Origin of the sequence: Candidatus Desulfofervidus auxilii, from assembly GCA_030262725.1 — a bacterium.
Classification (GTDB): domain Bacteria; phylum Desulfobacterota; class Desulfofervidia; order Desulfofervidales; family Desulfofervidaceae; genus JAJSZS01.
The window spans coordinates 57,926-83,868 of sequence record JAJSZS010000010.1 but is presented as its reverse complement, the minus strand read 5'-3'; the positions used below and the strand labels follow the sequence as shown (position 1 = coordinate 83,868).

Here is a 25,943-nt window from a genome sequence, read left to right as displayed (position 1 = left end):
GTTTATTTTTTTATTTTCGCTTTGTATTTCATCGGCAGTATTGGCGGATAGGACATATTTAACTCTTATTTCAGAAAGTGAGACACAGATATTTTCGGGAAATGTAGATGTTTATGTAGAAACCGCAACCAGGAGCGGAAATCTCTCTGGATGTTTTAGCGGAACTTACTTTGTTACATCTAACTGGTTGGCAATAACCTCTGGTGATTATGCAGGATATGGGTTTGGATTTGGCTCTTGGACAGCTGAAATAAATGGACAACTTTATGAAGGTTATTGGGTAGAAGCTAAAAAACCAGGAGAATCTGGACATTCCGCTATTGATGGTGATATTAGAGGAATAATGCATGAAGGCACTGGTGAACTAGCCAGTTTCTTAGGCACTCAATATAGTGGTACTTTTTATTCTACAGAGACAGGAAGAGAAGAAACCCAATTTAGTGCTTCTGTTTTACTTAAAGTTTATTCTAATACTTCTAGCTTCTCTCTTTCTGGTTATTATTCTGGCACAACGACTGTTACAGGGTTTACCTTTGTTTTTGACGTAAGTAACTTAGAGCCTTTTCAAGAATGGGATATAGATGAACTTGTTTCTTTTATTGGCACTTATGATTGGAGTGAAACAAATTCTGGAACCGATGGTGAAGCATATCTAGTTGGTCCATTAGGAAGTATAACTGGAGCTTTAAAGGGAGTTTATTATAATGGTGAAGAGTTAGAAATAGAATATATAGAACATGTCGGAACTGCTCCTCCTATTCCTATTCCTTCTACCGTTTTTCTTTTAGGTTCAGGTTTGATTGGATTGGGTTTATCAAGGAAAAGATTTTTAAGAAAGAAGTAAAGTAAGGCATTTTTGTTTAATTTAAAACTTAAAATCTTTTTATAGCACATTATGAATTTCTTGTATGGCAAAAAGGATTTTGGGTTTTACAGTTGCTAAATAATTTATTTTAAAGTAAAATTTTTTTATGGATTTTATTGTTGTATTTGTTACTACTTCTTCTGAAGAAGAAGCAGAAAAGATTGCTAAAGTCTTAGTAGAAGAACATCTTGCTGGTTGTGTAAATATTTTATCTAAAATCAAATCAATTTATTTTTGGGAAGGAAAAGTTTGTGAAGATTCTGAAGTATTACTTATCATAAAAACAAGAACAGAAAAATTTGAATCTCTAAAAGAAAAAATAACTTCCCTTCATAGTTATCAAGTGCCAGAAATCATTGCCCTACCTATAGAGAAAGGCTCTACTACCTATCTGGATTGGCTAAAAAAGGTTACCTAAATGTTTTTTCCACCTTTTTTACTTTTATTTATTTTTTTCTTTTTCTTTATTTGGCTTTTTCTTTTTGCCCTCCTTCACCTTGGGCTTATTAGTTATGCCTTTACCAAAATAGGCATTCCAGCAGAATACATGATGGGACTTTTATTTATTTGTCTTTTAGGAAGTTTTATAAATATTCCAATAAAAAAAATGCCTAGTCCACAATTGATAGTTAAAGAAGTAATTACTTATTGGGGAATAAAAGTAAAAATCCCATATTACTCCTCAAGTTATACTATTATTGCCATTAATGTAGGTGGGGCAATAATACCTATTTTAATCTCTCTTTATCTTACAGCAAAATTTGGAGGTATATTTAAGATTATTCTTGCAATAACAACTGTAACTTTTATTACCCATCGTTTTGCCAAACCTATACCAGGTCTTGGCATTACTGTACCAGTCTTTATCCCTCCAATTACAGCCGCTTTAATTGCCTTAATCCTTGATACAGAGCATGCTCCTGCCTTAGCCTATATTGCTGGAACACTTGGTACATTAATTGGTGCAGATTTAATGAATCTCAATCGAATCAAAGAATTAAAAGCTCCTATTGTCTCTATTGGTGGAGCAGGAACATTTGATGGAATCTTTTTTACAGGAATATTAGCAGTGCTTTTAGCTTAAAATAAAAAGCCCCGCTTTAGGCGGGGCTTTTTTTAATTAATATTCAGGCATTGAAGGTGGTGGTGTTGTTTCTTTCTTTTCTTCAGGCTTTTCTGCTACCATAGCTTCAGTAGTCAACAACAATCCAGCAATGCTAGCAGCATTTTGTAAAGCTACTCTTGTTACTTTTGTTGGGTCAATAATACCTGCATTAAAGAGATTTTCAAATTTGCCAGTGGCAGCATTAAAACCATAATCATCCTTGCCTGCCTTTACTTTTTCTACAATAATTGATCCCTCATAACCAGCATTACTGGCAATCTGGCGTAATGGCTCTTCAATAGCACGCATAACAATTTTTACTCCTGTCTTTTCATCTGGATCAGTAATTTCTTTTTCTAATTTTTCTAATGCAGGTAAAGCTCTAATATAAGCTACACCACCACCAGGTACAATTCCCTCTTCTACCGCTGCTTTAGTGGCATTTAACGCATCTTCTACTCTCGCTTTCTTTTCCTTCATCTCTACCTCAGTAGCAGCGCCAACTCTAATTACAGCTACACCACCAACCAACTTAGCTAATCTTTCTTGAAGTTTTTCACGGTCATAATCAGAAGTAGTCTCCTCTATTTGTGCCCGAATTTGCTTAATACGAGCCTCGATATCTTCCTTGCGACCACCACCATCAATAATAGTAGTATTATCTTTGTCAATGACTACTTTTCTAGCTGTACCTAAATCATTTAAAGTAACATTTTCAAGCTTAATACCAAGTTCTTCTGAAACTAGTTGACCACCAGTAAGAATAGCAATATCTTGCAGCATAGCCTTTCTTCTTTCACCAAAGCCAGGTGCCTTTACAGCTGCGCACTGAAGAGTACCTCTAAGTTTATTTACTACTAAAGTAGCTAAAGCCTCTCCTTCTACATCTTCAGCAATAATTAATAAAGGTTTTCCAGATCTAGCAACACTTTCAAGTAAAGGTAAAAGATCCCTCATACTACTAATCTTCTTTTCATGAATAAGGATATAAGGTTCCTCAAGATGGCATTCCATCTTCTCAGCATCAGTAACAAAGTATGGAGAGATATAACCACGATCAAATTGCATACCTTCTACAACTTCCAATGTAGTCTCAATACCTTTAGCTTCCTCAACTGTGATTACACCTTCTTTACCTACTTTTTCCATTGCTTCAGCAATAATATCACCAATGCTCTTATCATTATTTGCAGAAATAGTACCTACTTGAGCAATCTCCTTCTTTTCTTGGCATGGTTTACTCATTTTTTTCAATTCTTCTACAACTACCTCCACTGCCCGATCAACACCTCGCTTAAGCAACATGGGATTGCTACCAGCTGCTACCATTTTAGCACCTTCTTTAAAGATCGATTGAGCAAGAATTGTCGCTGTTGTTGTACCATCACCAGCCACATCACTGGTCTTGCTTGCTACTTCCTTTACCATCTGAGCGCCCATATTTTCAAACTTATCCTTTAATTCAATCTCCTTCGCAACTGTAACACCATCTTTTGTAATAAGTGGAGCACCAAATGTTTTTTCCAAAATCACATTTCTACCCTTTGGACCTAAAGTAACTTTTACAGCATTTGCTAATATGTCTACACCACGTGTAATAGATTCACGTGCTTGAACATTATATTTAATCTCTTTTGCTGCCATACTCTCCCCTCCTTTTTAAAGATTTTATTCTTCAATTACACCTAAAATATCATCTTCTCTCATAATAAGATGTTCCTCACCTTCAATTTTAATTTCTGTACCTGCATATTTGCTAAAAATTATCTTATCACCTACTTTTACTGACATAGGCACCTTTTGCCCATTATCCAAAATCCGACCTTCACCAACTGCTATTACTTCGCCCTTTATGGGCTTTTCTTTAGCAGTATCAGGTATAATAATACCACCTTTTGTCTTTGTCTCTTCTTCTATCCTTTTCACAAGTACCCGATCATGCAAAGGTCTGATCTTCATCGCTTCAACCTCCTTTCCTATTTATTAGCACTCACTATTAATGAGTGCTGACACATATATAAACATTTTTTTTGAAAATGCAAGGGGGGCAATTGATAAAATTAAATAGTTTTTGTTAATGTTTTTTTAATCTCTTCTATTTTTTTTTGATCATATATTTTCCCTCCTGTTTTTTCTTCTACATAAAAAACATCCACAACTTGATCCAAACGAGTAGAAATCCTTGCTACATGAATATTTAGACCAAGTTTAAATAATGATTGTGCCAATTTAAAAAGCAAAGCAGGCTTATCTGCTGTATAAACTTCAATAATTGTGTAAAAATCTGAGGTTTCATTATCTATTTTTATCTCTGTATTAATAGATGGCAAGTCTTTTCTTGCAAAAAGGCTAGGACGATATTTATTTTCTAATAATCTTTCTAAATCAATTTCTCCCTTTATAGCTCGACATAAATCTCTTTCTACTTGTTCCCATTTTTTAGAAGTATTATGGATTTCACTTTTTGTATTCAGCCAAAATGTATCTAAAGCAATTTTATTACCCCAAGTATAAGCTTGAGCATTTAAGATATTGAATCCATGTAAAGAAAAAGTCCCTGCTATTTTAGCAAACAAACCAGGTGCATCCCAACTTGCTATTGTTACTTTATAATGATTTAATGAAGACAGATTTTCCCAGTGTAATATTGCTGATTTTCCATTAAGCTTACGTATAAATTCTAAATGAAATAAAATTTCTTTTAAAGGAGTATTTAATAAATAGCGTGGAGGAAGAATTTCTAAATAATAAAAAACTTTATTTTCTGGTAAAATTTCTTTTAATTTTAAAGTTAAATTTTCTTTAATCTTTTGAAGTTTCACACGTATATCTACATGACTGAAATCACCTTTTTTCAATATCCTTTGTAATTTTAGGAAAAGTTCTGTAATTAATGTCATCTTCCATTCTGTGAAAGCACGTGGTCCACTTGCCTTTGCATCAGCAAATGAAAGAACATAAAGCATCTTTAAGCGATTTAAATTACCAACAATTTGAGCTGTATCTATAATAATTTTTTCTTCTCCCAAATCCCTTCTCTGTGCTGTATGTGATAATAAAAGATGATAACGGATTAACCAAAGAATTTCTTTTTGTTTTTCTATTGGCAACTGCCATCTTTTTAAAATCTTTTCTACTTCCTTTGCTCCTACTTCTTGATGAGGATGTCCAATCCCTTTACCTAAGTCATGAAAAAATGCAGCTAAAAATAAAATATCAATTTCTTCATCTTTTATTGATTGAGCTGCTTTTGTAAAAATGGGAAATTCTTTTTTGTATTTCCCCTCTCTCAAATTTTTTATTTCATTAATTGTATGAAAAGCATGTAAATCTGTTGTATAAACATGATAGAGATTATGTTGAGGAAGATGTAAAATTTTTTCCCACTCAGGAAAAATAGCACAGAGCAATCCCTGATATGTCATATCTTCTAAAAAAGGTAATAAGTTTTTTGGAGTAGTCAAAAATTCTAAAAAAGTATCCCTTATTTCTAGATTATTACAAAGAGAAGATTTTAATTTTAAAATAGTTTTATTTAATAAACGTTGAGTATTAAAAGAAAGCATTACCCCAAATTTAGCAGCCCATGTATAGATTTTTACTAAAAGAGCAGGTTGTTTTAAAAAAATTTTTTCATCATTAACAATCAATTGATTGTTTTGGATATATATTCCTGGAGCAACATATTTTTTCCAAAAGGAAATCTTTTGTTTTTCTAAAAGACGATTTAAAAATAAATTAGTAATATGTTTTATAGAAAAGGTATAAGTAAAAAACATGCGCATAAAATTTTCTACTGCTTTAATATTTTCTGTCTCTTTAAACCCTAAAAATTGAGCAATCTTTTCTTGATAGCCAAAGGACAGTTCATCATTTTCATGTTTACTTAAATAATGTAAACAATTTCTTACTCTCCAAAGAAAATCCAAAGCTTCTTCTAAATTTTTTCTTTCTTCTGTAGAAAGTAAATCAAATGTTTCAAGAAATTTTAAATCATCATTTCCAAATGCTATAATAGCTGCCCATTGTAAATTATGAATATCTCTTAATCCACCAATTCCTTTTTTAAGATTAGGCTCCAAAAAATGGGTATGCTGACTATATTGCAAATGGCGTTTTTTTCTTCTCTCCCAAATATTTTTTAATATTTGATGTTTTTGTGGCTCAATTAATTTTTTTCGCAAAGTTTGTATAAGTTCTTCAAACAATTCATTATTTCCAATTAAAAAACGAGGAGTAAGCATAGCCATAAATGCTAAAAAGTTATCTTTAGCAATAGATAAACACTCTTTTATTGTACGAAAGCTATGATCTAATCTAATTTTATGGTCCCAAAATGATTGAATAAATGAAACGACTACTTCATGCAAAGCAGATGATGGTTTATCTATATGTAAAATAAGCAGATCCACATCAGAATAAAAGCTCATTTCTTTACGTCCATATCCCCCAACGGCTATCAGTGCTACTTCATCTGTCAATTTAGGTTCAGCTAATTTTATCCATTGTTCTTTTACGAAGTTATCTATTAACTGAGTATAACGATAAACTATTTCTTTCCCACTAGTACTATTTAAATAGTCCTTAATTAAATTTTTTCTTTCTTGAATAAGATTCATTTATTAAAGGGCTTCTTCCCCTTGTTCTCCAGTACGGATACGTATAACATCTTCTATAGGAATAATAAAAATTTTCCCATCTCCTATTTTTCCAGTGTGAGCTGCTTGTTTAATAGTTTCAATTGCTTTTAATACTAAATTATCCGGCACAATAACTTCTATTTTTACTTTTGGCAAAAAATCTACTACATACTCTGCTCCCCGGTAAATTTCAGTATGACCTTTTTGACGACCAAATCCTCTTACCTCTGTAATTGTCATCCCTTGAACTCCAATTTCTGTTAAAGCCTCTTTTACCTCATCTAATTTAAAAGGTTTGATAATAGCTTCTATTTTCTTCATATTCCACTCCTAAATAAAATTAATTTAATAAATTTTCCCAAATTTTTCTAATATTTACTCGTAATCTTTGATAATAATTCCATATATCTTTTAATGGAATTTTAAATGGTGGTTTTTTTAATCCCCAATGTTGCCAAATATCTTTTAAATTTTCTTCTGTAATTAAAGTATCTGAAGAACAATCATAAAGGAGATTTAAACGATGTTCTAGAGCCTTTAAAAAATTATAGCCTTCTATAAGTATATCTACATTTTTAATCAAATTTAATTCTTTAGCAGCTTTTAAAACCTTCAAAGTATGACGATGTTGAAGTATAGGATAATCTTTACCATAAGAAAGTTGTAAATATTGCATTAAAAAATCTATTTCTATAAAACCACCTTTACCAAGTTTAGGGTTAAATTTATCTTTTGTTTCCTTAGCTCTTTCAATCAAAATACGCTCTCGCATCTCTTTAATTTCTTTTTGCCAATTAATATTTTTCTTTTTTTCAAAAAGAAGCCATTGTCTTAAATCTTCCCATTTTTTAATTAAATTTTTATCTCCTGCTATTGCTCTTGCTTTTAAAAGTATTTGATATTCCCAAGGTTGTGCTTGATTTAGATAATAATCTTTAAAAGCTTGTAAAGATACAACTAATGGACCAAAACGTCCTGATGGTCTTAATCGAGTATCTATTTTATAGCCTGGACCAGCTATATGAGGTAAAGTAAGAATAGAAATTAACCTCTGGGCTACTTTAACAAAATAAACATGTGCATTTTGTTGCAAAGAAATATCTGCTTTTAACGGATAATCATAAATAAATATTAAATCTAAATCAGAATGATAAGCTGTTTCATGACTACCTAATTTCCCCAATGCAATAATGACAAAGGGCAAATCTGAAAGAGAAAAAGATTTATTTACCTCCTCTTTTGCCCAATTTAAGGCTTGCTTTAAACACAATTCTGCTAAAAGACTTAATTGATAAGATACTTGAAGATAATTTAATTTACCTGCTAAGTCATGAAAACCAATACGTAAAAACTCTTCGTTTTTAAAATGTCTTAAAGCTTCCATTTTCTCATCCAAATCGATTTTTTCTTGAATAGCTGTATTTAAGCTTATTTCAAATTGTTTTTTAGTTTTAATAGGAAAAGCTTGTGAAGCGTCAATTAAACTATCAAGCAATTGAAAATGTTTAATAAGCAATGATGATAAAAGTCTACTTGCTCCAAAAATTTGCAAGAGCAATTTTCTCAAAGAGGGGTTTTCTTTTAAAGTAGCATAAAAACCAGTCCTAGGACCAATACGAGAAACAAATTGTTCTAGATGGACTAGACCAAGATCTGGATCTAATGTTTGAGCAATTTCTTTTAATAATTTAGGTAATAATGAAATAAAAAGCTCACGAGCACGGATTGAAGTATGGCGTGTTTTGAAAACACCTTTTAAATTAAAAATTATTTTATAAGCAATTTGAGGATTTTTAAAACCTAAATTCTTTAAATAAGAAATTGCCTCTTCTTCTAATAAAACATTAGTAAAGAAACTTTTTAATAAAAGTTTATCAGTTTCAACTTCTTCTTCAGGTGTATATAAAAGTTCTTTAAAGAGTCGATGAACAAAACTTGTTGTTTTTTCCAGTTTTAAATAAAATGCCTCTAATGCTTTTTCTTCATTTCGTTGGACATATCCCATTAATCTTACAATTTTTAAAAGAGTATTCTTATTTGTAGGTAAAATATGAGTCTGACAATAACTAGCCATTTGGCAGAGATGTTCTAATCGACGTAAATAACGGTAAGCACGAGTTAAACCTTCTGCTTCTTCAGATTTTATAATTTGAGCTTCTTTAAGAGCAGAAATAGCTTTAAAAGTATTATATTGTCGCAAAAAAGGATATTTCCCTCCATAAATGAGTTGTAGAGTATGAATAAAAAATTCAAGTTCTCTAATACCTCCTTGCCCTAATTTAATATTAAAAGTCTTTTGATGATGGCTTCTAAAATCTATGGCTTTTTTTAAAGCCCTAATTTCTTCTACACCTGTATAATCTAAATACCGACGATAAATAAAAGGATTAAGAGTTTTTAAAAAATTTTCTCCTAATTTTATCGCACCTGCTATTGGTCTTGCTCTTAATAAAGCTATACGTTCTAAAGTAGTACCAAAATTTTCATAAAAAATCTCTACTGCTCTTGTAGATTGAACAATCTCACTTTCTTTACCACCAGGTCTTAAACCTAAATCTACCTTAAATACAATCTCTCCATAAGAAGGGTCTTGCAAAATTTTTGTTATAGTTTTAGCCAATTTAATAAAAAAATAGTGTGTTTCCAAAGAACAATCACCATCATAAAGATAAATAATGTCAATATCTGAATAAAAATTAAGTTCTTCTGCTCCTAATTTACCTAAACCTAAAATAAAAAATTTATCTGATGAATTTTGAAGTAAATTTAAAGCATATTCAAAACATGCTTGAATACATGCTTCAGCTAATGCACTTAATTCAGCTAAAGAGCTTTCTAAAGAACAAATTTGATTTATATCTCTTGCCCAAAGACGTAAATATTCTTTAGCTTTAAAATACCTAAGTTTTTGTGGAAAATCAGGTTGATGAATAAACTTTCTTAATTCTTTTAAAAAATCTTCTTTTGTTTTTCTCTGTGAAATAGCGTTTTTTAAGAAAAGCCAAGAAAGCAAATAAGGTTTACGTATCAAAAGATTTACTAAATAAGATGAACTTACACAAATTCTCAACAATTGTTTGGCTTTTTCTGGATAAGTATCTAAAAAATTGATTATTTCTTTACTTTGCACTTCTAATACTCGTTTAAAGGCTGTTTCACCATAACGCCATAAGATATGTCGAGAGAGATTTTTATAAATATTCATTTGACATATTGACAATTTTTATTTTTATTATCATAATATATAGTCTATACTATTGGTTAGCAAGTAGTAAGATGAAAAATTATTTGGAGCAATTAATAAAGATGGGGCAAAAAAACGGCTATCTTACATATGATATGCTTAATGACCTACTTCCAGCAGAGGGGTTTGACCCTGAGGAAGTAGAGCGAATTATAGATATTTTAGAAGAAAATGATATTCGCCTTATAGAAACAGCTGAAGCAATAGAGAAAAAAGAAGAGAAAAAAGAAGAGATTATTGAAGAACATCCTGTTGTACGAAAGGAAGAAGAAGGTTTAGAAAGAGAACCAGTTACAGCTTATCTTCAAGAGATAGGAGCCTATAGTCTCCTTACTCAAGAAAGAGAACAAAAACTTACACGTCGTATTCGCAAAGGATATAATGCCATTATGTTTCTTATTCTTAAAACAAATGTAAAATATCCTGAGATAGAAAAGCTTAAACATAAAATTAAAGAATGGAAAAAGAAAGATGTAGCTCCAAAAAGAAGACGTTTAGATACAGTAGTTAAATTGATAAGGCAATTAAGTAAAAAATATGATGATCCTGTTTTAAAGAATTTAACAAAACGTATTAAGAGAATTGAAGTTGTTGTTAAGGCTGCCCGTGATGAAATGATCGGAGCTAATCTACGTTTGGTAGTTAGTATTGCTAAAAGATATGTAGGACAAGGGCTCAGTCTTTCAGATTTAATTCAGGAAGGTAATTTGGGATTAATGAAAGCTATTTTTCGATTTGATTATACTAAAGGACATCGTTTTAGTACTTATGCTACTTGGTGGATTAGACAATCTATCACTCGTGCTATTTTAGATAAGGCAAAAACTATACGTTTGCCCGTACATTTTGTTGAATTAAAAAATCAAGTATTAAAGGCATTTTATGAATTACTCAAAGAACATGGAAAGGAACCAACTCCAAAAGAATTGGCTGAAAAGACTGGATTACCTTTAGAAAAAATTAGTGCTATATTATGTTCTGTACGTGAGCCAGTTTCTCTTGAAGCTCCTATTGGTGATGAAGATAGTATGCTTAAAGACTTTATAGAGGATGTTAAAATAGTCTCTCCATTTGATGCTGTTACTCATTCTGAACTTTCTACAAAACTTCAAATTATTCTTGCTACTCTTACACCAAGGGAGCAAGAAATATTAAGATTGCGTTTTGGGTTAGGTGGAGAGAGTGAACACACATTAGAAGAAATTGGACGAAAATTTAAAGTTTCTCGAGAAAGAATTCGCCAGATTGAAAAAAGAGCATTGCAAAAATTAAAAATGGCTTCAGAGCATCTTAAGTTAGACTTAGAAAACTTTCTCTAATTTTCATGTTGTGTATCCTTGGTGCAGTTGAAGAAGAATTATCTTTTTTTTTGTCTAATTTTTCTTTTAAACATTTTCCCCTTGGGAAAAAAAGTATTTGGTTAAATAAAAAAAATAATTTACTTATTGCCCAAACAGGAGCAGGCATTATTAATGCTACTTATTTAACTTCTCTTATCTTAGAAAATTATCCAATAAAGGTTGTATTTTTGATCGGTTGTGGAGGAACATTTCCAAATAAAGGAATTAAATTAGGAGATATTGTTTTAGCAAATGAGGAAATTTGGGTTGATGCTTGTGGATATCTTCCAAATCGTTTTTACCTTATTTCTCCTTTAATAGAAAAGTTAAAAAAAATTATTCCTGATCTTCTTGATAATAAAATTTCCTTTAAAACTGGAAGCTTTCTCACAGTATCTGCTACTACTGATAATAAAGAAAAACTTCTTTTTTTAGAAAAGAAATTCCCTAAAGCTATATGTGAAAATATGGAAGGAGCAGCTGTAGCTTATATATGTCAGATTTATAACATACCTTTTATTGAGTTAAGGGGAATTAGCAACTTTTTAACTGATAAAAGAGAAAAATGGGAAATAGAATTAGCTACTATTCATGTTCAAAAATTGCTTTTAAAGTTGCTTGAAAGGAAAAGCAAATGGTATTAAAAGTTGGATTTTCTCCTTGTCCTAATGACACTTTTATTTGGGCACCAATTATAAAAGGTTTTATCAAATCACCTTTTCAATTTGATATTACCATTGCAGATATAGAAAAATTGAATGAATTGGCTTTAAAAAATGGACTAGATGTAATTAAAGTTTCTTGTCATTTACTACCTTATATATTAAAAAAATATTGTTTTCTTGAAGTTGGCGCTGCTTTAGGCAAAGGATGTGGTCCTATAATTGTCACTCGTCCGGAATTGTCTCTTTCTAATATCTCTTCTTCCTATATTGCTATTCCAGGAAGACATACAACTGCCTATCTTCTTTTTAAGCTTTATGCCCCTCAAATAAAAGAAAAACAAATTATTTTTTGTCAATTTGATAAGATTATGCCTAAAGTTAAAAATAAAGAAGCAGATTTTGGTCTTATCATACATGAAGGAAGATTTTTATTTAAAAATTATGGTTTAAAATCTGTTTTGGATTTGGGTAAATGGTGGGAAGAAAAAACAAAACTTCCTTTACCTTTAGGAGGTTTTGTTGCAAAAAGAAAACTTAGTGAAAAAATAAAAATTGTTAATTCTCTATTAAAACAAAGCATTTCTTATGCTTGGCAATATTCTGAAAAAGTTATGCCTTATGTCAAAAAATATGCCTCTCATTTGGAAGAAAATGTTATTAAAAATCATATTACTCTTTATGTAAATGAATTTACTCTAAACTTAGGAGAAGAAGGAAAAAAGGCTATTATTACTCTTTTTAAAATGGCAAAAAAAGAGGTTAAAGATGTCTTTTGTTTTAATGGAGGAAAATAAATGAAAGTATTGGTTACAGGTGGTGCAGGTTTTATTGGCTCTAATCTTGCTCTTACTCTTATGGAAGAGGGATATGAAGTTATTATATTAGACAATTTTTTCAGTGGTGATTATCGAAATTTAATTGGCTTTCGTGGAGATGTTGTTGCAGAAAGTATTTTAGAAGTAGATTTAAATCAATTTAAAGACATAGATGCAATCTTTCATCAAGCTGCTATCACTGATACTACTATTAGAGATCAAAAACTCATGATGAAGGTAAATGTGGAAGGGTTTAGAAGAATTTTACAGTTTGCCATAAAATATGGCATTCCCTTTATCTATGCTTCATCTGCTGGTACTTATGGAAATATCCCTGGTCCTCAAAAAGAGGATATGGATGGATATCCTTGTAATATTTATGGATTTTCTAAATGGATAGCTGATTGCATTGCTAGAGAATATATGAAAATAACTGATAGCCTTATTGTAGGATTGCGTTATTTTAATGTCTTTGGGCCAAAAGAAGATTATAAAGGGAAGATGGCTTCTATGGTATGGCAACTTGCCCAGCAAATAAAAGCAGGATTGAGACCAAGAATTTTTAAATGGGGTGAACAAAAAAGGGATCAGGTTTATGTAAAGGATGTGGTAAGGGCAAATCTTTTGGCTCTAAAGGCAAAAAAAAGCTGTATTGTTAATATAGGTAGCGGTAAAGCTATAAGTTTTAATAAAATTGTCAAAGTATTGAATGAGGTTTTAGGAAAAAATCTTGAGCCAGAATATATAGATAATCCCTATATTGGGTATTATCAAGAATATACTCAAGCTGATTTGACCCTTGCCAAAGAAATATTAGGTTATACCCCACAATGGACATTTGAAGACGCTGTAAGAGATTATATGAAAACTGTAGGTTTTATTTAATTAAATGATAAAGTTTAAAAAATAAAAAAGGAGAAATCTTTTCTGGACGAGTATTAGAATCAATATTTAGTTGAGAAAATATATTTTTAATATTTTTTTGCTTAAAACGGTTTTTTAAAATATTAAATATAGTTTTGCGGCGATGAGAAAAAATATATTTTAAAAATTCAATAAATTCTTTTTCTATAAAAATTTCTTCCTTCCATTCAATTTTTATTAATTGAGAAAAAACCTCTGGCTTGGGATAAAAGCTGGCAGGTGCAAGTGTCATAAGGGATGTAACATTAGCAGTAAGGCTATAAAGTATGCTTAGTAAGCCATAAGTTTTTTTACCTGGAGGAGAAAGCAAACGCTCAGCTACTTCCTTTTGCACCATAAATCCCATGTTTTTAATTAATGCTTTTTTTTCTAAAAAAAGGAAAAGAAGAGGGGAAGTAAGATAATAAGGAAGATTACCTACAATTTTTATTTTTTTGTTATATAAAAGGACTGTATTTTCATAATTATATTTTAAAGCATCACCTTGCCAAACTTCTATATTTTTAAAATCCTTTAAAATTTCTTTTAGAATTGGAATAAAACGTTTATCATACTCAATAGCAATAACTTTCTTTGCATTTTCAGCTAAAGGAATAGTTAAAGCACCAAATCCTGCCCCAATCTCTATAACTATATCCTCCTTTTCAATCCCAATTTTTTCAACAATTTGATAAGCAGTAAATGGATTCATAAGAAAGTGCTGACCAAGCCCTTTTTTAAGCTTAATATTGTAATGCGCTAAAATCTTTTTAGGAGAAGGATGGATATCTTGAAATGGCATCAAATTCAAATGAGGCAATCTTTTTTGCCTTAAAATAATGATAACCTAAAGCTGCCACCATAGCTGCATTATCTGTACAAAGAGAAATAGAAGGAAAATAAATTTCGATTTTTTCTTTTTCAGCCATTTTAAATAATTTCTCCCTTAAACGTTGATTTGCTGCCACCCCTCCTGCTATTACTAAACGGGGTAAAGAAAATTCTCTTATTGCCTTTAATGCCTTAGCAATAAGTGTATCTACTACTGCTTCTTGAAATGAAGCAGCAACATCTGCTTTAGGAGTATTAGGATAACGGCGCAGATAATTTGCTACTGCTGTCTTTAAACCACTAAAACTTACATTATATCCAGAAACACTTGGTCTAGGAAATTTAATTGCATTTGGATTACCCTCTTTAGCTATTTTTTCAATAGAAATACCTCCTGGATAGGGAAGATTTAAAAGCTTTGCCACTTTATCAAAGGCTTCACCAGCAGCATCATCTAAAGTTTGACCCAATTGCTTCATATTTAGAAAATCTTTAACTAAATAAAGATTTGTATGCCCTCCTGAAACCACCATACCAATAAATGGGAAATTTGGCTTTTTATCTTCAAGAAAAACAGCTGTTAAATGTGCTTCAAGATGATTAATAGTTACTAATGGTTTTTTTAAAGCAAAGGCAATAGCCTTTGCAACACAAATACCTACAAGTAATGCCACTACCAAACCTGGCCCTTGTGTAACAGCAATTACATCTATTTCTTCTAAAGAAATATTTACTTTATCTAAAGCCTCTTTTAATACTGTAAGAATAACCTCTATATGTTTTCTAGAGGCAATTTCAGGTACTACTCCTCCATAAGGGCGATGGATAGCAATTTGGGAATATACTTCATTTGAAAGGACCTTAAATCCATCTTCCACTATAGCTACTGCTGTTTCATCACAAGAAGTTTCAATGCCAAGCACAAGCATATAATGAATATATATTAATTTTAATTTAAAAGCAAAACTTCTTGCACTTTTTTTAACTTATTGATATTCTAGCTTTTACCATGAGAAAGGATGGAAGGAATTTCAATGAATTAAGACCATTATCTATTATCAGACCTTTTAATAGATATGCGGAGGGATCTGTTTTAATATCACTTGGAGAGACAAAAGTTATTTGTACTGCCTCAGTGGAAGAATCTGTACCACCTTTTTTAAAAGGCAGCAAAAAAGGTTGGATTACTGCTGAATACAGCATGTTACCTAGGGCAACACATACACGCACACCAAGACCAGAGTTAGGAAGGATAAAAGGTAGAACATTTGAGATTCAAAGAATGATTGGTCGCTCTTTACGTGCTGTAGTAGATTTAAATGTACTTGGCGAAAGGACTATTTGGATAGATTGTGATGTCATTCAGGCTGATGGTGGTACACGTACAGCTGCTATTACTGGTGCATTTTTCACATTATGTGATGCATGTAAATGGCTAATAGAAAATGAAAAAATAGAGCATTTTCCAATAAAAGATTATTTAGCAGCTATTAGCGTAGGAGTAGTAGAAAGGCAAATTTTATTAGATTTAAATTATGAAGAAGATGTAATAGCAGCAATAGATGCCAATATTGTAATGACAGGAAATGGGGACTTTGTAGAAATACAAGCAACAGGTGAACAAGGCCCATTTGGAGCAGATATTTTCAATGAATTGCTAAATCTTGCTAAAAAAGGTATTTTTGAGCTTATTAATTGGGAAAAAGAAATACTTAAAGATTTTCCATATGAAATTGGTATTAGCGACAAGGAATAAAGGAAAAATAAAAGAAATAAAGGCATTACTTTCAGACATGCCCATAGAAATTTTGTCTCTTTCTGATTTTAAAAATATACCTAAGATACCTGAAACAGGGAAAAGTTTTTTAGAAAATGCTATAAATAAAGCCAAAACTGTTGCATATTTAACTGGCTATTGGGCATTAGCAGATGATTCTGGTTTATGCGTTGATTATTTAAATGGAGCACCAGGTATTTATTCAGCCCGTTTTGCTGGAGAAAATGCAACAGACAAGGAAAATAATGAAAAATTATTGAGGCTTTTAAAAGATGTCTCTTGGGAAAAAAGAAAAGCAGCATTTATTTGTATTATAGCTTTATGTAATAAAGAAGGAAAATGTATTACATGTGAAGGCAAATGCGAAGGTATTATTACTTTTGAGCCTAAAGGAGAATATGGGTTTGGTTATGACCCAATTTTTTTTGTACCAGTTTATAAAAAAACTATGGCTGAACTTCCACCAGAAATTAAAAATCGTATCAGCCATCGGGCAAAGGCTTTAGAAAAAATGAAAGAAATTTTAAAAAAGATTTTAAAGGAGGAAAAAAATGGCAAAATTAGCTGTTAATGTTGATCATGTAGCTACTGTTAGAGAGGCAAGAAGAACAATTGAGCCTGATCCAGTAGTAGCAGCTGCTTTAGCAGAACTTGCAGGTGCAGAAGGTATTGTTGTCCATTTAAGACAAGACAGAAGACATATTAAAGAAAGAGATGTATATCTCTTACGTCAGACTGTAAAAACAAGTTTAAATTTAGAAATGGCAGCCACAGAAGAAATGATAAAGATTGCTTTAGATGTAAAACCAGATATATCAACGCTTGTGCCAGAAAGAAGAGAGGAAATCACTACTGAAGGTGGTCTTGATATATTAAATCAAAAAGAAAAAATTAAAGAAGCAGTAAAAAGACTTCAGACAGGTGGAATAAAAGTAAGCATTTTCATTGACCCGGATCAAAAGCAGATAGAAGCAGCTAAAGAAGTAGGAGCAAATATGATAGAGTTACACACAGGTTGTTATTGCGATGCAAAGGGAGAAGAAAAAGAAAAAGAATTAAAAAGATTGCTTGAAGCAGTAAAAATAGCACATTCAATAGGACTAATTGTAAAAGCAGGACATGGTTTAAATTACATAAATATTAAACCATTAGCAAAAGTAAAAGAAATTTATGAATTTAGTATTGGACATAGTATTGTAGCAAGGGCTATATTAGTGGGATTTGAAAGGGCGGTAAGGGAAATGGTAGAAATATTAAATAATTTAACTTAATTTTCTCCAATTACTTTTTTTAATATTTCACTTAGTTCTTCCATTTTGTATGGCTTTGCAATAACGCCACAAAAACCATGTTTTTCAAAATCAGCCATAATAGGATCAGTAGAATAACCACTTGAAACAATAGCCTTTACATCAGGATCAATTTCTTTAAGTTTTTTGATAGCTTCTTTTCCTCCCATTCCACCAGGAACAGTTAGATCTAAAATAACTACATTAAATGGGTAACCGGATGCTTTCGCTTCTTTGTATATTTTAATAGCTTCATTGCCATCTTTAGCAAATTCCACTTCATAGCCGAGAAAATGTAACATTTCACCAACTATTTCTAAAATCATATCTTCATCATCCATCAATAATACTTTACCTTTACCTTTAATCTCTTGCTCTATTCCTTTTTCAATAACTTTTTCTCTTTTTTCTGAAGCAGGCAAATAGATATAAAATGTTGTTCCTTTTCCTACTTCAGACTCAACAGAAATGTGCCCTTCATGTTTTTTAATAATAGAATAAGCGGTTGCTAACCCAAGACCACTCCCTTTCTTTTTTGTCGTAAAAAAGGGGTCAAATATTTTTGGCAAATATTTTTTGGGTATGCCAATACCTTGATCTTTTATTGTTATTTTTACATATTTCCCTTCTTTTAAAGGTAAATTGTCTTTTTTGCTAATAAAGACATTTTCACAACTTATTTCAATTATCCCGCCATCTGGCATAGCTTGATCGGCATTTATAATTAAATTATTGAATACTTGGCTTATCTGCCCTTCATCTGCTTCTACTGACCAAAGATCATCAGAAATAGAAAATTCGCATCTCACATTTGAGCCCGTTAAAGCAAACCCAGCTGTCTCTTTTATCAATTCTGCGACAGAAATTAATTTTTTAATCGGCTCCCCACCTTTTGAAAAAGTAAGTAATTGTTGGGTCAAATCCCTTCCTCTTAAACACGCCCTTTCGGCTTCTTCCAATCTTCTAACAACTCTTTCTTCTGATTTGGCAAATATCTTTGCTAATGTAATATTGCCTAATATTGCAGTTAAAATATTGTTAAAGTCATGAGCAATACCACCAGCAAGAATACCAATTGAATCAAGTTTGTCTGCTTTGATTAATTCTTGCTCTAATTTCCTTTTTTCAGTGATATCACGAAATACTAAAATTACGCCAACAATTTTTCCATCTTTGTCTCTGATTGGTGCACCACTATCTGCAATAATACGTTCTGTTCCATCTCTAGCAATAAGCACAGTATCATTGGCAAGTCCAACAATACCATTTGTTTTAATAACCTTTTCAAATGGATTTTCACAGCGCTCTCTAGTTTTTTCATTAATAATATAAAATACTTCATTGAGTGGTTTACCTATAGCTTCTTTTTGTGACCAACCAGTTAATTTTTCAGCTATTTTATTAAGCAAAATTATTTTGCCTTCTGCATCTGTAACAATCACTCCATCTCCAATAGATCTCAAGGTAACTGCAAGTCGCTCCTTTTCAGCAATCAATGCCTCTTCCGTTTGTTTTTGAGCAGTAACATCCCTTACAACAGTTTGAATAGCAGGTTTCCCTTGATAGGTGATTCTAGAAGAAGTAACTTGCAAATTGCATACTTTTCCGTCTTTTTTTATATATTTATATTCTTGCAAACCTATTGAGCCTCTTTCAATTACTTTTTTAATATTTTTAAGAGCTCTTTCTTTTTCCTCATCTGGCATGAAATCTGTGACATGTTTACCAATAATTTTTTCTTTAGGATAACTTAAAAGTCTACTCATTGCCTCATTAACAAAAACAAATTTATTATCTTGAATAATAACAAAACCATCTTGTGAACTTTCAATAAGAGTCCTATATTTTTCTTCAGATTCTAACAATTCAGCAGTGCGTTTTTTAACTTCTTTCTCTAAATCTCTCTTTGCTTTTTCCAATTCTATCCTTAATTTTTTTTCTTCACTAATATTTTTTCCTTCAATAGTAATATACTTTATTTTTCCTTCTTTTATTACAGGTTGACAATTAAAAATGATAGGAATAATAGAACCATCTGCCCCTTTTATACTTATCTCTATTCTGCTTGAAAAACCAGCTTTTGCTTTTTCAATAGATTCAACTACTTTTTTACGTTCTATTTCTGAATGTGAAAACCAAATTGTATCTGGAAAATATTTACCATAAACATCTTCAAATTTAATTCCAGCAACTTTAAGTGGTGCTTCATTACAAAAAATCATTTTACCATCTACGTCCAATTTACCTACAAATGTATCAAGTGTATTTATCCATTCTTTGAATTCCTCTATCTCTTGTTTAATTTTTTCTAATTTATCCTTCATTTTCATCCCCTAAAATCCTTATTTGACCATACCTAATTTATGATTTATCGTCAAGTTTACATTGATTTTTCAAATTAATATGTGTTATAAATTTTTTACATGATTTATGGCATTGGTATAGACATTGTGTATATTCCTAGGATAAAAAAAATAATTGAACGTTGGGGAGAACATTTTAAAAATAGAGTTTTTACACCCAATGAGATTTTACCTCGCCTTAAAAAAAAGACACTTTATCAAGAATTAGCAGCAAGAATTGCAGCAAAAGAAGCGTTTGCTAAAGCAGTAGGACTTGGTTGGCGTAAAGGTTTAAAATGGCGAGATATAGAAATAATAAATTTAAAATCAGGTCAGCCTATAATTAATCTTTATGGGAAAGCACTTGAAATATCTAAACAAGTAGGAATGAAAAATATTTTTGTTTCTTTAAGCCATGAAAAAGATTATGCTATAGCTATAGTGATATTGGAGAAATAGTTATGAAATTAGTTACAGCAAATGAGATGCAGGCTATTGACAGGTTTACTATTGAAGAAGTAGGCATTCCTGGTGAAGTGCTTATGGAGAATGCTGCACGTGGTGCTTTAGAACATATTAAAAATTATATCTTAAAACATCTATCAGATGCAGTAATTGGTGTGCTTTGCGGTAAGGGAAATAATGGTGGAGATGGTCTTGTTATTGCACGTTATCTTTATCAAGAAGGTTATTTGGTAAAGGTTTTTCTTTTTGGTGAAAAAACAAAATTAAAAAATGAAGCAGCTCTTAATCTTAAAATAGCAGAGCGTTTGGGTGTGCCTATTAAAGAAATCTTAAATGAATCAGATTGGCAATCAGCTAGAGAATATCTTATTGCTTGTGATTTAATCATTGATGCTATGCTAGGTACAGGTTTAAAAACAGAAATAAGAGGGCTTATTAAAGAAGCTGTTTCTTTTTTAAACAATACATTTCAAGGTTTGGTTGTAGCCGTAGATATTCCTACTGGTCTTTCTAGTGATACAGGTTATCCTTTAGGTGATGCGGTAAAGGCAGATTTAACTATTACTTTTGCTCTACCAAAGATTGGACAAGTAATTTATCCTGGAGCTGATTATGTAGGCATTTTAGAAATTGTTGACATTGGTATTCCACCTCAAGTAATTGCTGATTTTTCTTTAAAACATCATTTAGTAACAACTGAAGACATAAAACATTTGTTACGACCACGTCCTGCTCCTATGCATAAAGGTCAAGCAGGGCATGTATTAGTATTAGCTGGTTCTCCAGGAAAAACAGGCGCAGCTACACTTACCTGTCTTGGTGCATTACGTATTGGTGCTGGTCTTGTTACATTAGGTATTCCAAAAAGTCTTAATCCTATTTTGGAAGTAAAATTGACTGAAGCTATGACTCTTCCACTTCCTGAAACAAAAGAAATGACCCTTTCTTTAAAGGCATGGAATGAAATTAAAGAAAGTGGAATAAATTATAAGGTAATTTGTCTAGGCCCAGGTTTATCTACTCATCCTGAAATAAAGGCACTTGTTGAAACTATTATTTCTGAAGCAAATAAACCACTTGTTATAGATGCAGATGGTCTTAATGTATTAAATTTAGAAATATTAAAAAATAAAAAAACTGATATAATCCTTACCCCTCATCCTGGTGAAATGGTAAGACTTATTGGTGTAGATAAGGAAAATCTTTTAAAAGAAAGGGTAAAATTAGTAAAAGAAGTAGCAGAAAAATATCAAGTTATAGTTATATTAAAGATGGCTCGTACTCTAATTGCTACACCTGATGGTGAAATATTTGTTAATTCTACTGGCAATCCTGCCATGGCTACAGGTGGTATGGGTGATGTATTAACTGGAATAATTGGAGGACTTTTAAGTCAAGGCTATCCTACTAAAGAAGCTGCTATTTTAGGTGTTTTTTTACATGGTTTAGCAGCTGATTTATGGGTTAAAAAGAATGAAGAATTGGGTCTACTTGCTGGTGAATTAGTTGATTATTTGCCTTCGGCTTGGAAGGAAGTAAAAGAAAGCAATGAAAAAATGGATTAAATTTACTTATTTCAGTTCTTCCTCTAAAGATACATTTAAATTAGGAGAAAAAATTGGAAAGAATGCCAAAGTAGGAGATGTAATTTTGCTTAGTGGAGATTTGGGGGCAGGTAAAACTTGGTTAACTAAAGGGATTGCTAAAGGATTAGAAGTACCAGAAAATTATCCAGTTACAAGTCCTACATTTGTTTTTGTTCACACTTATCCTGGCCGTATTCCTCTTCATCATATAGACCTTTATCGTATAGAAAAAGGGGTAGATTTTTCTTTATTAGGATTAGAAGAATATCTTTTTGGAGATGGTGTAACAGTAGTTGAGTGGGCAGAAAAATTGCCAAAGTCATTATTGCCTCCAAAATTTTTAAAAATCGAAATATTTTTTGCTAATTCAGGAAGAAGACTTGAATTTACAACTAATATTGCACACTTTAAAACCATACGCTATGATTTAAAAAGGAGTAAGTTATGCTGATTGTTCAAAAATATGGAGGTACTTCAGTAGGAAGTATTGAAAGAATAAAGAATGTGGCAAAAAAAATAGCTGCTACTGTAGATGCAGGTCATAAAGTAGTAGTTGTTGTTTCAGCTATGGCTGGAGAAACTGATAGATTAATTGATTTGGCTAAACAAATAGCTAATCCTCCTGATCCTAGAGAATTAGATGCCTTGCTTGCTACAGGAGAACAAGCTTCAGCAGCCCTTTTGGCAATGGCTTTAAAAAACATGGGCTACCCAGCAACTTCTTTTATTGCTTTTCAAGCTAGGATATTTACTGATAATGCTTTTGGTAGGGCAAGAATAGACCAGATTGATGCAACTAAATTAAAAGAACAATTGGAAAAGGGAAATATTTTAGTTATTGCTGGATTTCAAGGTATAGACCGTCAAGGCAATATTACTACCCTTGGCAGAGGTGGCTCTGATACTACTGCTGTAGCTATTGCTGCAGCATTAAAGGCAGATGTATGTGAAATTTATACTGATGTAGAGGGTGTTTTTACTGCTGATCCTAGGGTATGCCCTGAGGCTAGAAAGATTGATCGCATTTCTTATGAAGAAATGATGGAATTAGCAGGTCTTGGAGCAAAGGTTTTACAAATTCGTTCTGTTGAATTTGCTAAAAAATATAATGTACCTATACATGTGCGTTCATCTTTTAATGAAAAGGAGGGAACAATGGTAATAGATACAGATGCTGAAATGGAAAAAGTAGTAGTAACAGCAGTTGTTCATGATAAAAATGAAGCAAGGATTACAGTAAAAGGAGTTCCAGATAGACCTGGTATTGCTGCTAAATTATTTGAAGCTATTGGAGATGCAGGTATAGTTGTGGATATGATTATTCAAAATACTAGTGAAGAAGGGATTACAGATATGACTTTTACTGTACCAAAGGGAGATTTTCAGCGTGCTTTAGAGATTGCTAAAGAGGCTGCTAATAAAATTGAGGCAGAAAAGGTTATGGGTGATGAACATATTGCAAAAGTATCAGTTGTAGGGGTAGGGATGAGACACCATCCTGGAGTAGCAGCTAGGATGTTTCGAGCTTTAGCAGATGCAGGTATCAATATTCTTATGATCAGCACTTCTGAAATTAAAATCTCTTGTGTAATAGATGAAAAGGAAGTTAAAAAAGCTGTTCAAGCATTACATAAAGCATTTAATTTAGGAGAAGGGCGTGTTTAAAGTAGAAATTTATGATACTACTTTAAGAGATGGTACTCAAGCAGAAGATTTCAATTTACAATTAGAAGATAAATTAAAGGTCGCAGAGAAATTAGATGAATTAGGTGTTCATTATATTGAAGGTGGATGGCCTGGTTCCAATCCAAAAGATGAGCAATTTTTTGAAAGGATTAAGCATTTTTCTTTTAAAAATGCAAAAATAGCTGCCTTTGGTAGCACTCACCATCCTCAACGGACACCAGAAAATGACCCAAATTTAAAGGCATTATTAAATGCAAAAACTGAGGTTATTACTATTTTTGGAAAGAGCTGGGATTTACATGTAAAAGATGCACTTCAGATTTCTTTAGAAAGAAATTTAGAAATTATTTATAATTCCCTTGCTTATTTGCGTCCTTATGTAAAAAAACTTTTTTATGATGCTGAACATTTCTTTGATGGATTTAAAAATAACCCTGAATATGCCATAGCTACAATTAAAAAGGCTATAGAAGCAGGAGCTGATTGTATTATTTTTTGTGATACAAATGGTGGAACATTACCTTTTGAATTAGTAGAAATCATTGAGTATGTAAAAAGAAAATGTCCAAATATTGTATTTGGTATCCATGCACATAATGATGCAGAAATGGCTGTTGCTAATAGCCTTATGGCAGTGCGTTTAGGAGCAGTGCAAGTTCAGGGCACTTTAAATGGTGTAGGAGAACGCTGTGGAAATGCTAATCTTTGTTCAATTATCCCAGCTTTAAAGTTAAAGATGGGAATAGACTGCATTAGTGATAAACAGCTTGCAAAACTTACAGCTATTTCTAGATTTGTAACAGAATTAATAAATATCGCTCATCCACCATATCTTCCTTATGTTGGTAGAAGTGCCTTTGCCCATAAAGGAGGAGTACATGTAAGTGCTGTTAAAAGAAATCCTCATACCTATGAACATATTCCTCCAGAAAAAGTAGGAAATGTAAGAAGAATTCTTATTTCTGACCTTTCTGGCAGAAGTACTATTTTAAGCAAAGCAAAAGAATGGGGTATTGATCTTGATAGTAAAGACCCTCAAGTACAAAAGATATTAAAGGAATTAAAAGATTTAGAAAATCAAGGTTTCCAATTTGATGTAGCTGAAGAATCTTTTAAATTAAGAATGTATAGAGCTAGAGGAGAATTAAAGAAAGAATATTTTAAATTGTTTACATATCGGGTTCAGGATTATAAGACTCTTGATGGTTATCCTATCGCTGAAGCTGAAGTATGGGTAGTTGTAGATGGAAAAGAAAAACATGCAATGGCATTAGGGCAAGGACCAGTAAATGCACTTGATAAAGCTTTAAGAAAGGCACTTGAAGATTTTTACCCTTCTTTAAAAGAGATGAGCCTTGTTGATTATCGAGTAAGGGTTTTACCTGGAATTACAGGTACTGAAGCAAGGGTAAGAGTACTTATTGAATCTAAAGACAAAGAGTGCGTTTGGCGTACAGTAGGTGTTTCTTATGATATTCTTGAAGCAAGCTTACAAGCTCTAATTGATAGCATTATCTATAAACTTTTTCGTGAAGAGCAGGCAAAAGGCGAGTGTTAAAAAGACCCATCATTTCTTTACATCCAATGATTGAAGCAGATATTAATTTACTTATTGCCAATAAACCTCTTTCTTTTCAACAGAAAAGATTAATTAAACAAGCAAAAGCAATAATTTTACACCAAGCATGTAAAGCAGATGTTTATTGGTTTTGCCGCACAAATTGTCCTTATGTTTTTCCCAATTATGATTATCGTTTTCCTGGAGAAGGGAAAATTGGTGATATTTTAATTTGGCAACAATTAAAAATCCCACATCCAAAATCAATAATTTATCCAGATTTACATTCATTTTATGCTAATCACGGAGAAAAATTAAAAAAACTCCCTCTCTCTTATCCATTTGTTTTAAAAGGAAATAAAGGGGGAGAGGGTGAAATGGTATATTTGATTGAGAATGAAAATCAGCTTAAAGATATTTTAAACTTAATTTATGGACTTGAAAAACATCAAGGTTGGCATGGTTTTATTTTACAAGAATTTGTTCCTAATCAAAAAAGAAGTTTAAGGGTAGTTATAATTGGCAAAAAACAATTTTATTATTGGCGCATACAAAAAAATAATCTTTGGAAGATAAATGTTGCACAAGGAGCAGAAATTGATAAAAATGTTTCAGATGATATAAAAAAACAAATTACTCCTTATATTGATCGATTACGCAAAGTTACAGGTATAAATTTAGCAGCTATAGATTTACTTTACCCAGAAAGACCAATTTTTTTAGAAATCAATTATTACTTTGCACGTAAAGGGCTAGGAGGAAATGATATTTTTTATCAATTATTAGAAGAAGCAGTTAAAGAATGGCTTAAAGAGATTTCTTGACAAACATA

General features: G+C 31.7%; 24 protein-coding genes. 16 read left to right on the top strand and 8 right to left on the bottom strand.

Features of this window, described 5'->3' with window-relative positions:
* The 3 genes from LWW95_07050 to LWW95_07040 form a co-directional block, all read left to right on the top strand.
* Window positions 1-844, top strand: an 844-nt coding sequence (locus tag LWW95_07050) for a hypothetical protein (protein ID MDL1956786.1), incomplete at its 5' end; no start/stop codon positions are given.
* A 127-nt stretch (window positions 845-971) separates the two neighbouring features.
* Entirely contained in the window at window positions 972-1,283 is a 312-nt protein-coding gene (locus LWW95_07045) for a divalent-cation tolerance protein CutA (protein ID MDL1956785.1), read from the top strand.
* Window positions 1,284-1,949 (top strand): DUF1614 domain-containing protein, encoded by a 666-nt coding sequence (locus LWW95_07040; protein ID MDL1956784.1) that lies wholly within the window; start codon window positions 1,284-1,286, stop codon window positions 1,947-1,949.
* Between the two features lie 36 nt (window positions 1,950-1,985).
* Here LWW95_07040 and groL read toward each other — a convergent pair whose 3' ends face one another.
* From groL to glnE, 5 genes are all read right to left on the bottom strand, one after another.
* Entirely contained in the window at window positions 1,986-3,614 is a 1,629-nt protein-coding gene (gene groL, locus LWW95_07035; protein ID MDL1956783.1) for a chaperonin GroEL, read from the bottom strand.
* Between the two features lie 24 nt (window positions 3,615-3,638).
* Window positions 3,639-3,929: a co-chaperone GroES gene (gene groES, locus LWW95_07030; protein ID MDL1956782.1), complete on the bottom strand. Its 291-nt coding sequence runs from the start codon at window positions 3,927-3,929 to the stop codon at window positions 3,639-3,641.
* 101 nt (window positions 3,930-4,030) lie between these two features.
* Window positions 4,031-6,589: a [protein-PII] uridylyltransferase gene (gene glnD, locus LWW95_07025; GenBank protein MDL1956781.1), complete on the bottom strand. Its 2,559-nt coding sequence runs from the start codon at window positions 6,587-6,589 to the stop codon at window positions 4,031-4,033.
* A gap of 3 nt (window positions 6,590-6,592) precedes the next feature.
* Window positions 6,593-6,931: a P-II family nitrogen regulator gene (locus tag LWW95_07020; GenBank protein MDL1956780.1), complete on the bottom strand. Its 339-nt coding sequence runs from the start codon at window positions 6,929-6,931 to the stop codon at window positions 6,593-6,595.
* A gap of 19 nt (window positions 6,932-6,950) precedes the next feature.
* Entirely contained in the window at window positions 6,951-9,815 is a 2,865-nt protein-coding gene (gene glnE, locus LWW95_07015) for a bifunctional [glutamate--ammonia ligase]-adenylyl-L-tyrosine phosphorylase/[glutamate--ammonia-ligase] adenylyltransferase (GenBank protein ID MDL1956779.1), read from the bottom strand.
* A gap of 71 nt (window positions 9,816-9,886) precedes the next feature.
* Here glnE and LWW95_07010 point away from each other — a divergent pair, with 71 nt between their 5' ends.
* The 4 genes from LWW95_07010 to rfaD are packed head-to-tail and all read left to right on the top strand — an operon-like array spanning window position 9,887 to window position 13,559.
* On the top strand, window positions 9,887-11,173 hold the full coding sequence (locus LWW95_07010; protein ID MDL1956778.1) for a sigma-70 family RNA polymerase sigma factor: 1,287 nt from the start codon (window positions 9,887-9,889) through the stop codon (window positions 11,171-11,173).
* 5 nt (window positions 11,174-11,178) lie between these two features.
* Window positions 11,179-11,838 (top strand): hypothetical protein, encoded by a 660-nt coding sequence (locus LWW95_07005; GenBank protein MDL1956777.1) that lies wholly within the window; start codon window positions 11,179-11,181, stop codon window positions 11,836-11,838.
* Window positions 11,829-12,653 (top strand): 1,4-dihydroxy-6-naphthoate synthase, encoded by an 825-nt coding sequence (locus tag LWW95_07000; GenBank protein MDL1956776.1) that lies wholly within the window; start codon window positions 11,829-11,831, stop codon window positions 12,651-12,653. Before LWW95_07005 ends, LWW95_07000 begins: the two co-directional genes overlap by 10 nt.
* Window positions 12,654-13,559 (top strand): ADP-glyceromanno-heptose 6-epimerase, encoded by a 906-nt coding sequence (gene rfaD / locus LWW95_06995; protein ID MDL1956775.1) that lies wholly within the window; start codon window positions 12,654-12,656, stop codon window positions 13,557-13,559.
* Here rfaD and rsmA read toward each other — a convergent pair.
* Both rsmA and tsaD read right to left on the bottom strand, forming a co-directional pair.
* Window positions 13,552-14,379, bottom strand: coding sequence for a 16S rRNA (adenine(1518)-N(6)/adenine(1519)-N(6))-dimethyltransferase RsmA (gene rsmA / locus LWW95_06990; GenBank protein MDL1956774.1), 828 nt, complete (start codon window positions 14,377-14,379; stop codon window positions 13,552-13,554). The two genes, rfaD and rsmA, sit on opposite strands and share 8 nt — an antisense overlap.
* Window positions 14,348-15,337 (bottom strand): tRNA (adenosine(37)-N6)-threonylcarbamoyltransferase complex transferase subunit TsaD, encoded by a 990-nt coding sequence (tsaD, locus tag LWW95_06985; protein ID MDL1956773.1) that lies wholly within the window; start codon window positions 15,335-15,337, stop codon window positions 14,348-14,350. Before tsaD ends, rsmA begins: the two co-directional genes overlap by 32 nt.
* 80 nt (window positions 15,338-15,417) lie before the next feature.
* Here tsaD and rph point away from each other — a divergent pair, with 80 nt between their 5' ends.
* From rph to LWW95_06970, 3 genes are read left to right on the top strand one after another with little or no spacing between them, the layout of a single operon-like run.
* Window positions 15,418-16,164, top strand: a complete 747-nt coding sequence (gene rph, locus LWW95_06980; protein MDL1956772.1) for a ribonuclease PH — start codon at window positions 15,418-15,420, stop codon at window positions 16,162-16,164.
* Window positions 16,136-16,756, top strand: a complete 621-nt coding sequence (locus tag LWW95_06975; GenBank protein ID MDL1956771.1) for an XTP/dITP diphosphatase — start codon at window positions 16,136-16,138, stop codon at window positions 16,754-16,756. Before rph ends, LWW95_06975 begins: the two co-directional genes overlap by 29 nt.
* On the top strand, window positions 16,737-17,456 hold the full coding sequence (locus LWW95_06970; protein MDL1956770.1) for a pyridoxine 5'-phosphate synthase: 720 nt from the start codon (window positions 16,737-16,739) through the stop codon (window positions 17,454-17,456). The genes LWW95_06975 and LWW95_06970 overlap by 20 nt, the downstream gene beginning before the upstream one ends.
* Here LWW95_06970 and LWW95_06965 read toward each other — a convergent pair.
* Window positions 17,453-19,798: a PAS domain S-box protein gene (locus tag LWW95_06965; protein MDL1956769.1), complete on the bottom strand. Its 2,346-nt coding sequence runs from the start codon at window positions 19,796-19,798 to the stop codon at window positions 17,453-17,455. The genes LWW95_06970 and LWW95_06965 overlap by 4 nt on opposite strands.
* Before the next feature lie 99 nt (window positions 19,799-19,897).
* Between LWW95_06965 and acpS the strand changes: the two genes are divergently transcribed.
* From acpS to LWW95_06935, 6 genes are read left to right on the top strand one after another with little or no spacing between them, the layout of a single operon-like run.
* Window positions 19,898-20,275 (top strand): holo-ACP synthase, encoded by a 378-nt coding sequence (gene acpS / locus LWW95_06960; GenBank protein MDL1956768.1) that lies wholly within the window; start codon window positions 19,898-19,900, stop codon window positions 20,273-20,275.
* 2 nt (window positions 20,276-20,277) lie between these two features.
* On the top strand, window positions 20,278-21,846 hold the full coding sequence (locus LWW95_06955; protein MDL1956767.1) for an NAD(P)H-hydrate dehydratase: 1,569 nt from the start codon (window positions 20,278-20,280) through the stop codon (window positions 21,844-21,846).
* A complete protein-coding gene (gene tsaE, locus LWW95_06950; GenBank protein MDL1956766.1) occupies window positions 21,830-22,318 on the top strand; it encodes a tRNA (adenosine(37)-N6)-threonylcarbamoyltransferase complex ATPase subunit type 1 TsaE in 489 nt (162 codons plus the stop codon). Before LWW95_06955 ends, tsaE begins: the two co-directional genes overlap by 17 nt.
* On the top strand, window positions 22,312-23,532 hold the full coding sequence (locus LWW95_06945; GenBank protein MDL1956765.1) for an aspartate kinase: 1,221 nt from the start codon (window positions 22,312-22,314) through the stop codon (window positions 23,530-23,532). Before tsaE ends, LWW95_06945 begins: the two co-directional genes overlap by 7 nt.
* Complete coding sequence (gene cimA / locus LWW95_06940) at window positions 23,525-25,111, top strand: citramalate synthase (GenBank protein MDL1956764.1); 1,587 nt, start codon at window positions 23,525-23,527, stop codon at window positions 25,109-25,111. Before LWW95_06945 ends, cimA begins: the two co-directional genes overlap by 8 nt.
* Entirely contained in the window at window positions 25,105-25,935 is an 831-nt protein-coding gene (locus LWW95_06935; protein ID MDL1956763.1) for a hypothetical protein, read from the top strand. Before cimA ends, LWW95_06935 begins: the two co-directional genes overlap by 7 nt.
* The last annotated feature ends 8 nt before the right edge of the window (window positions 25,936-25,943 follow it).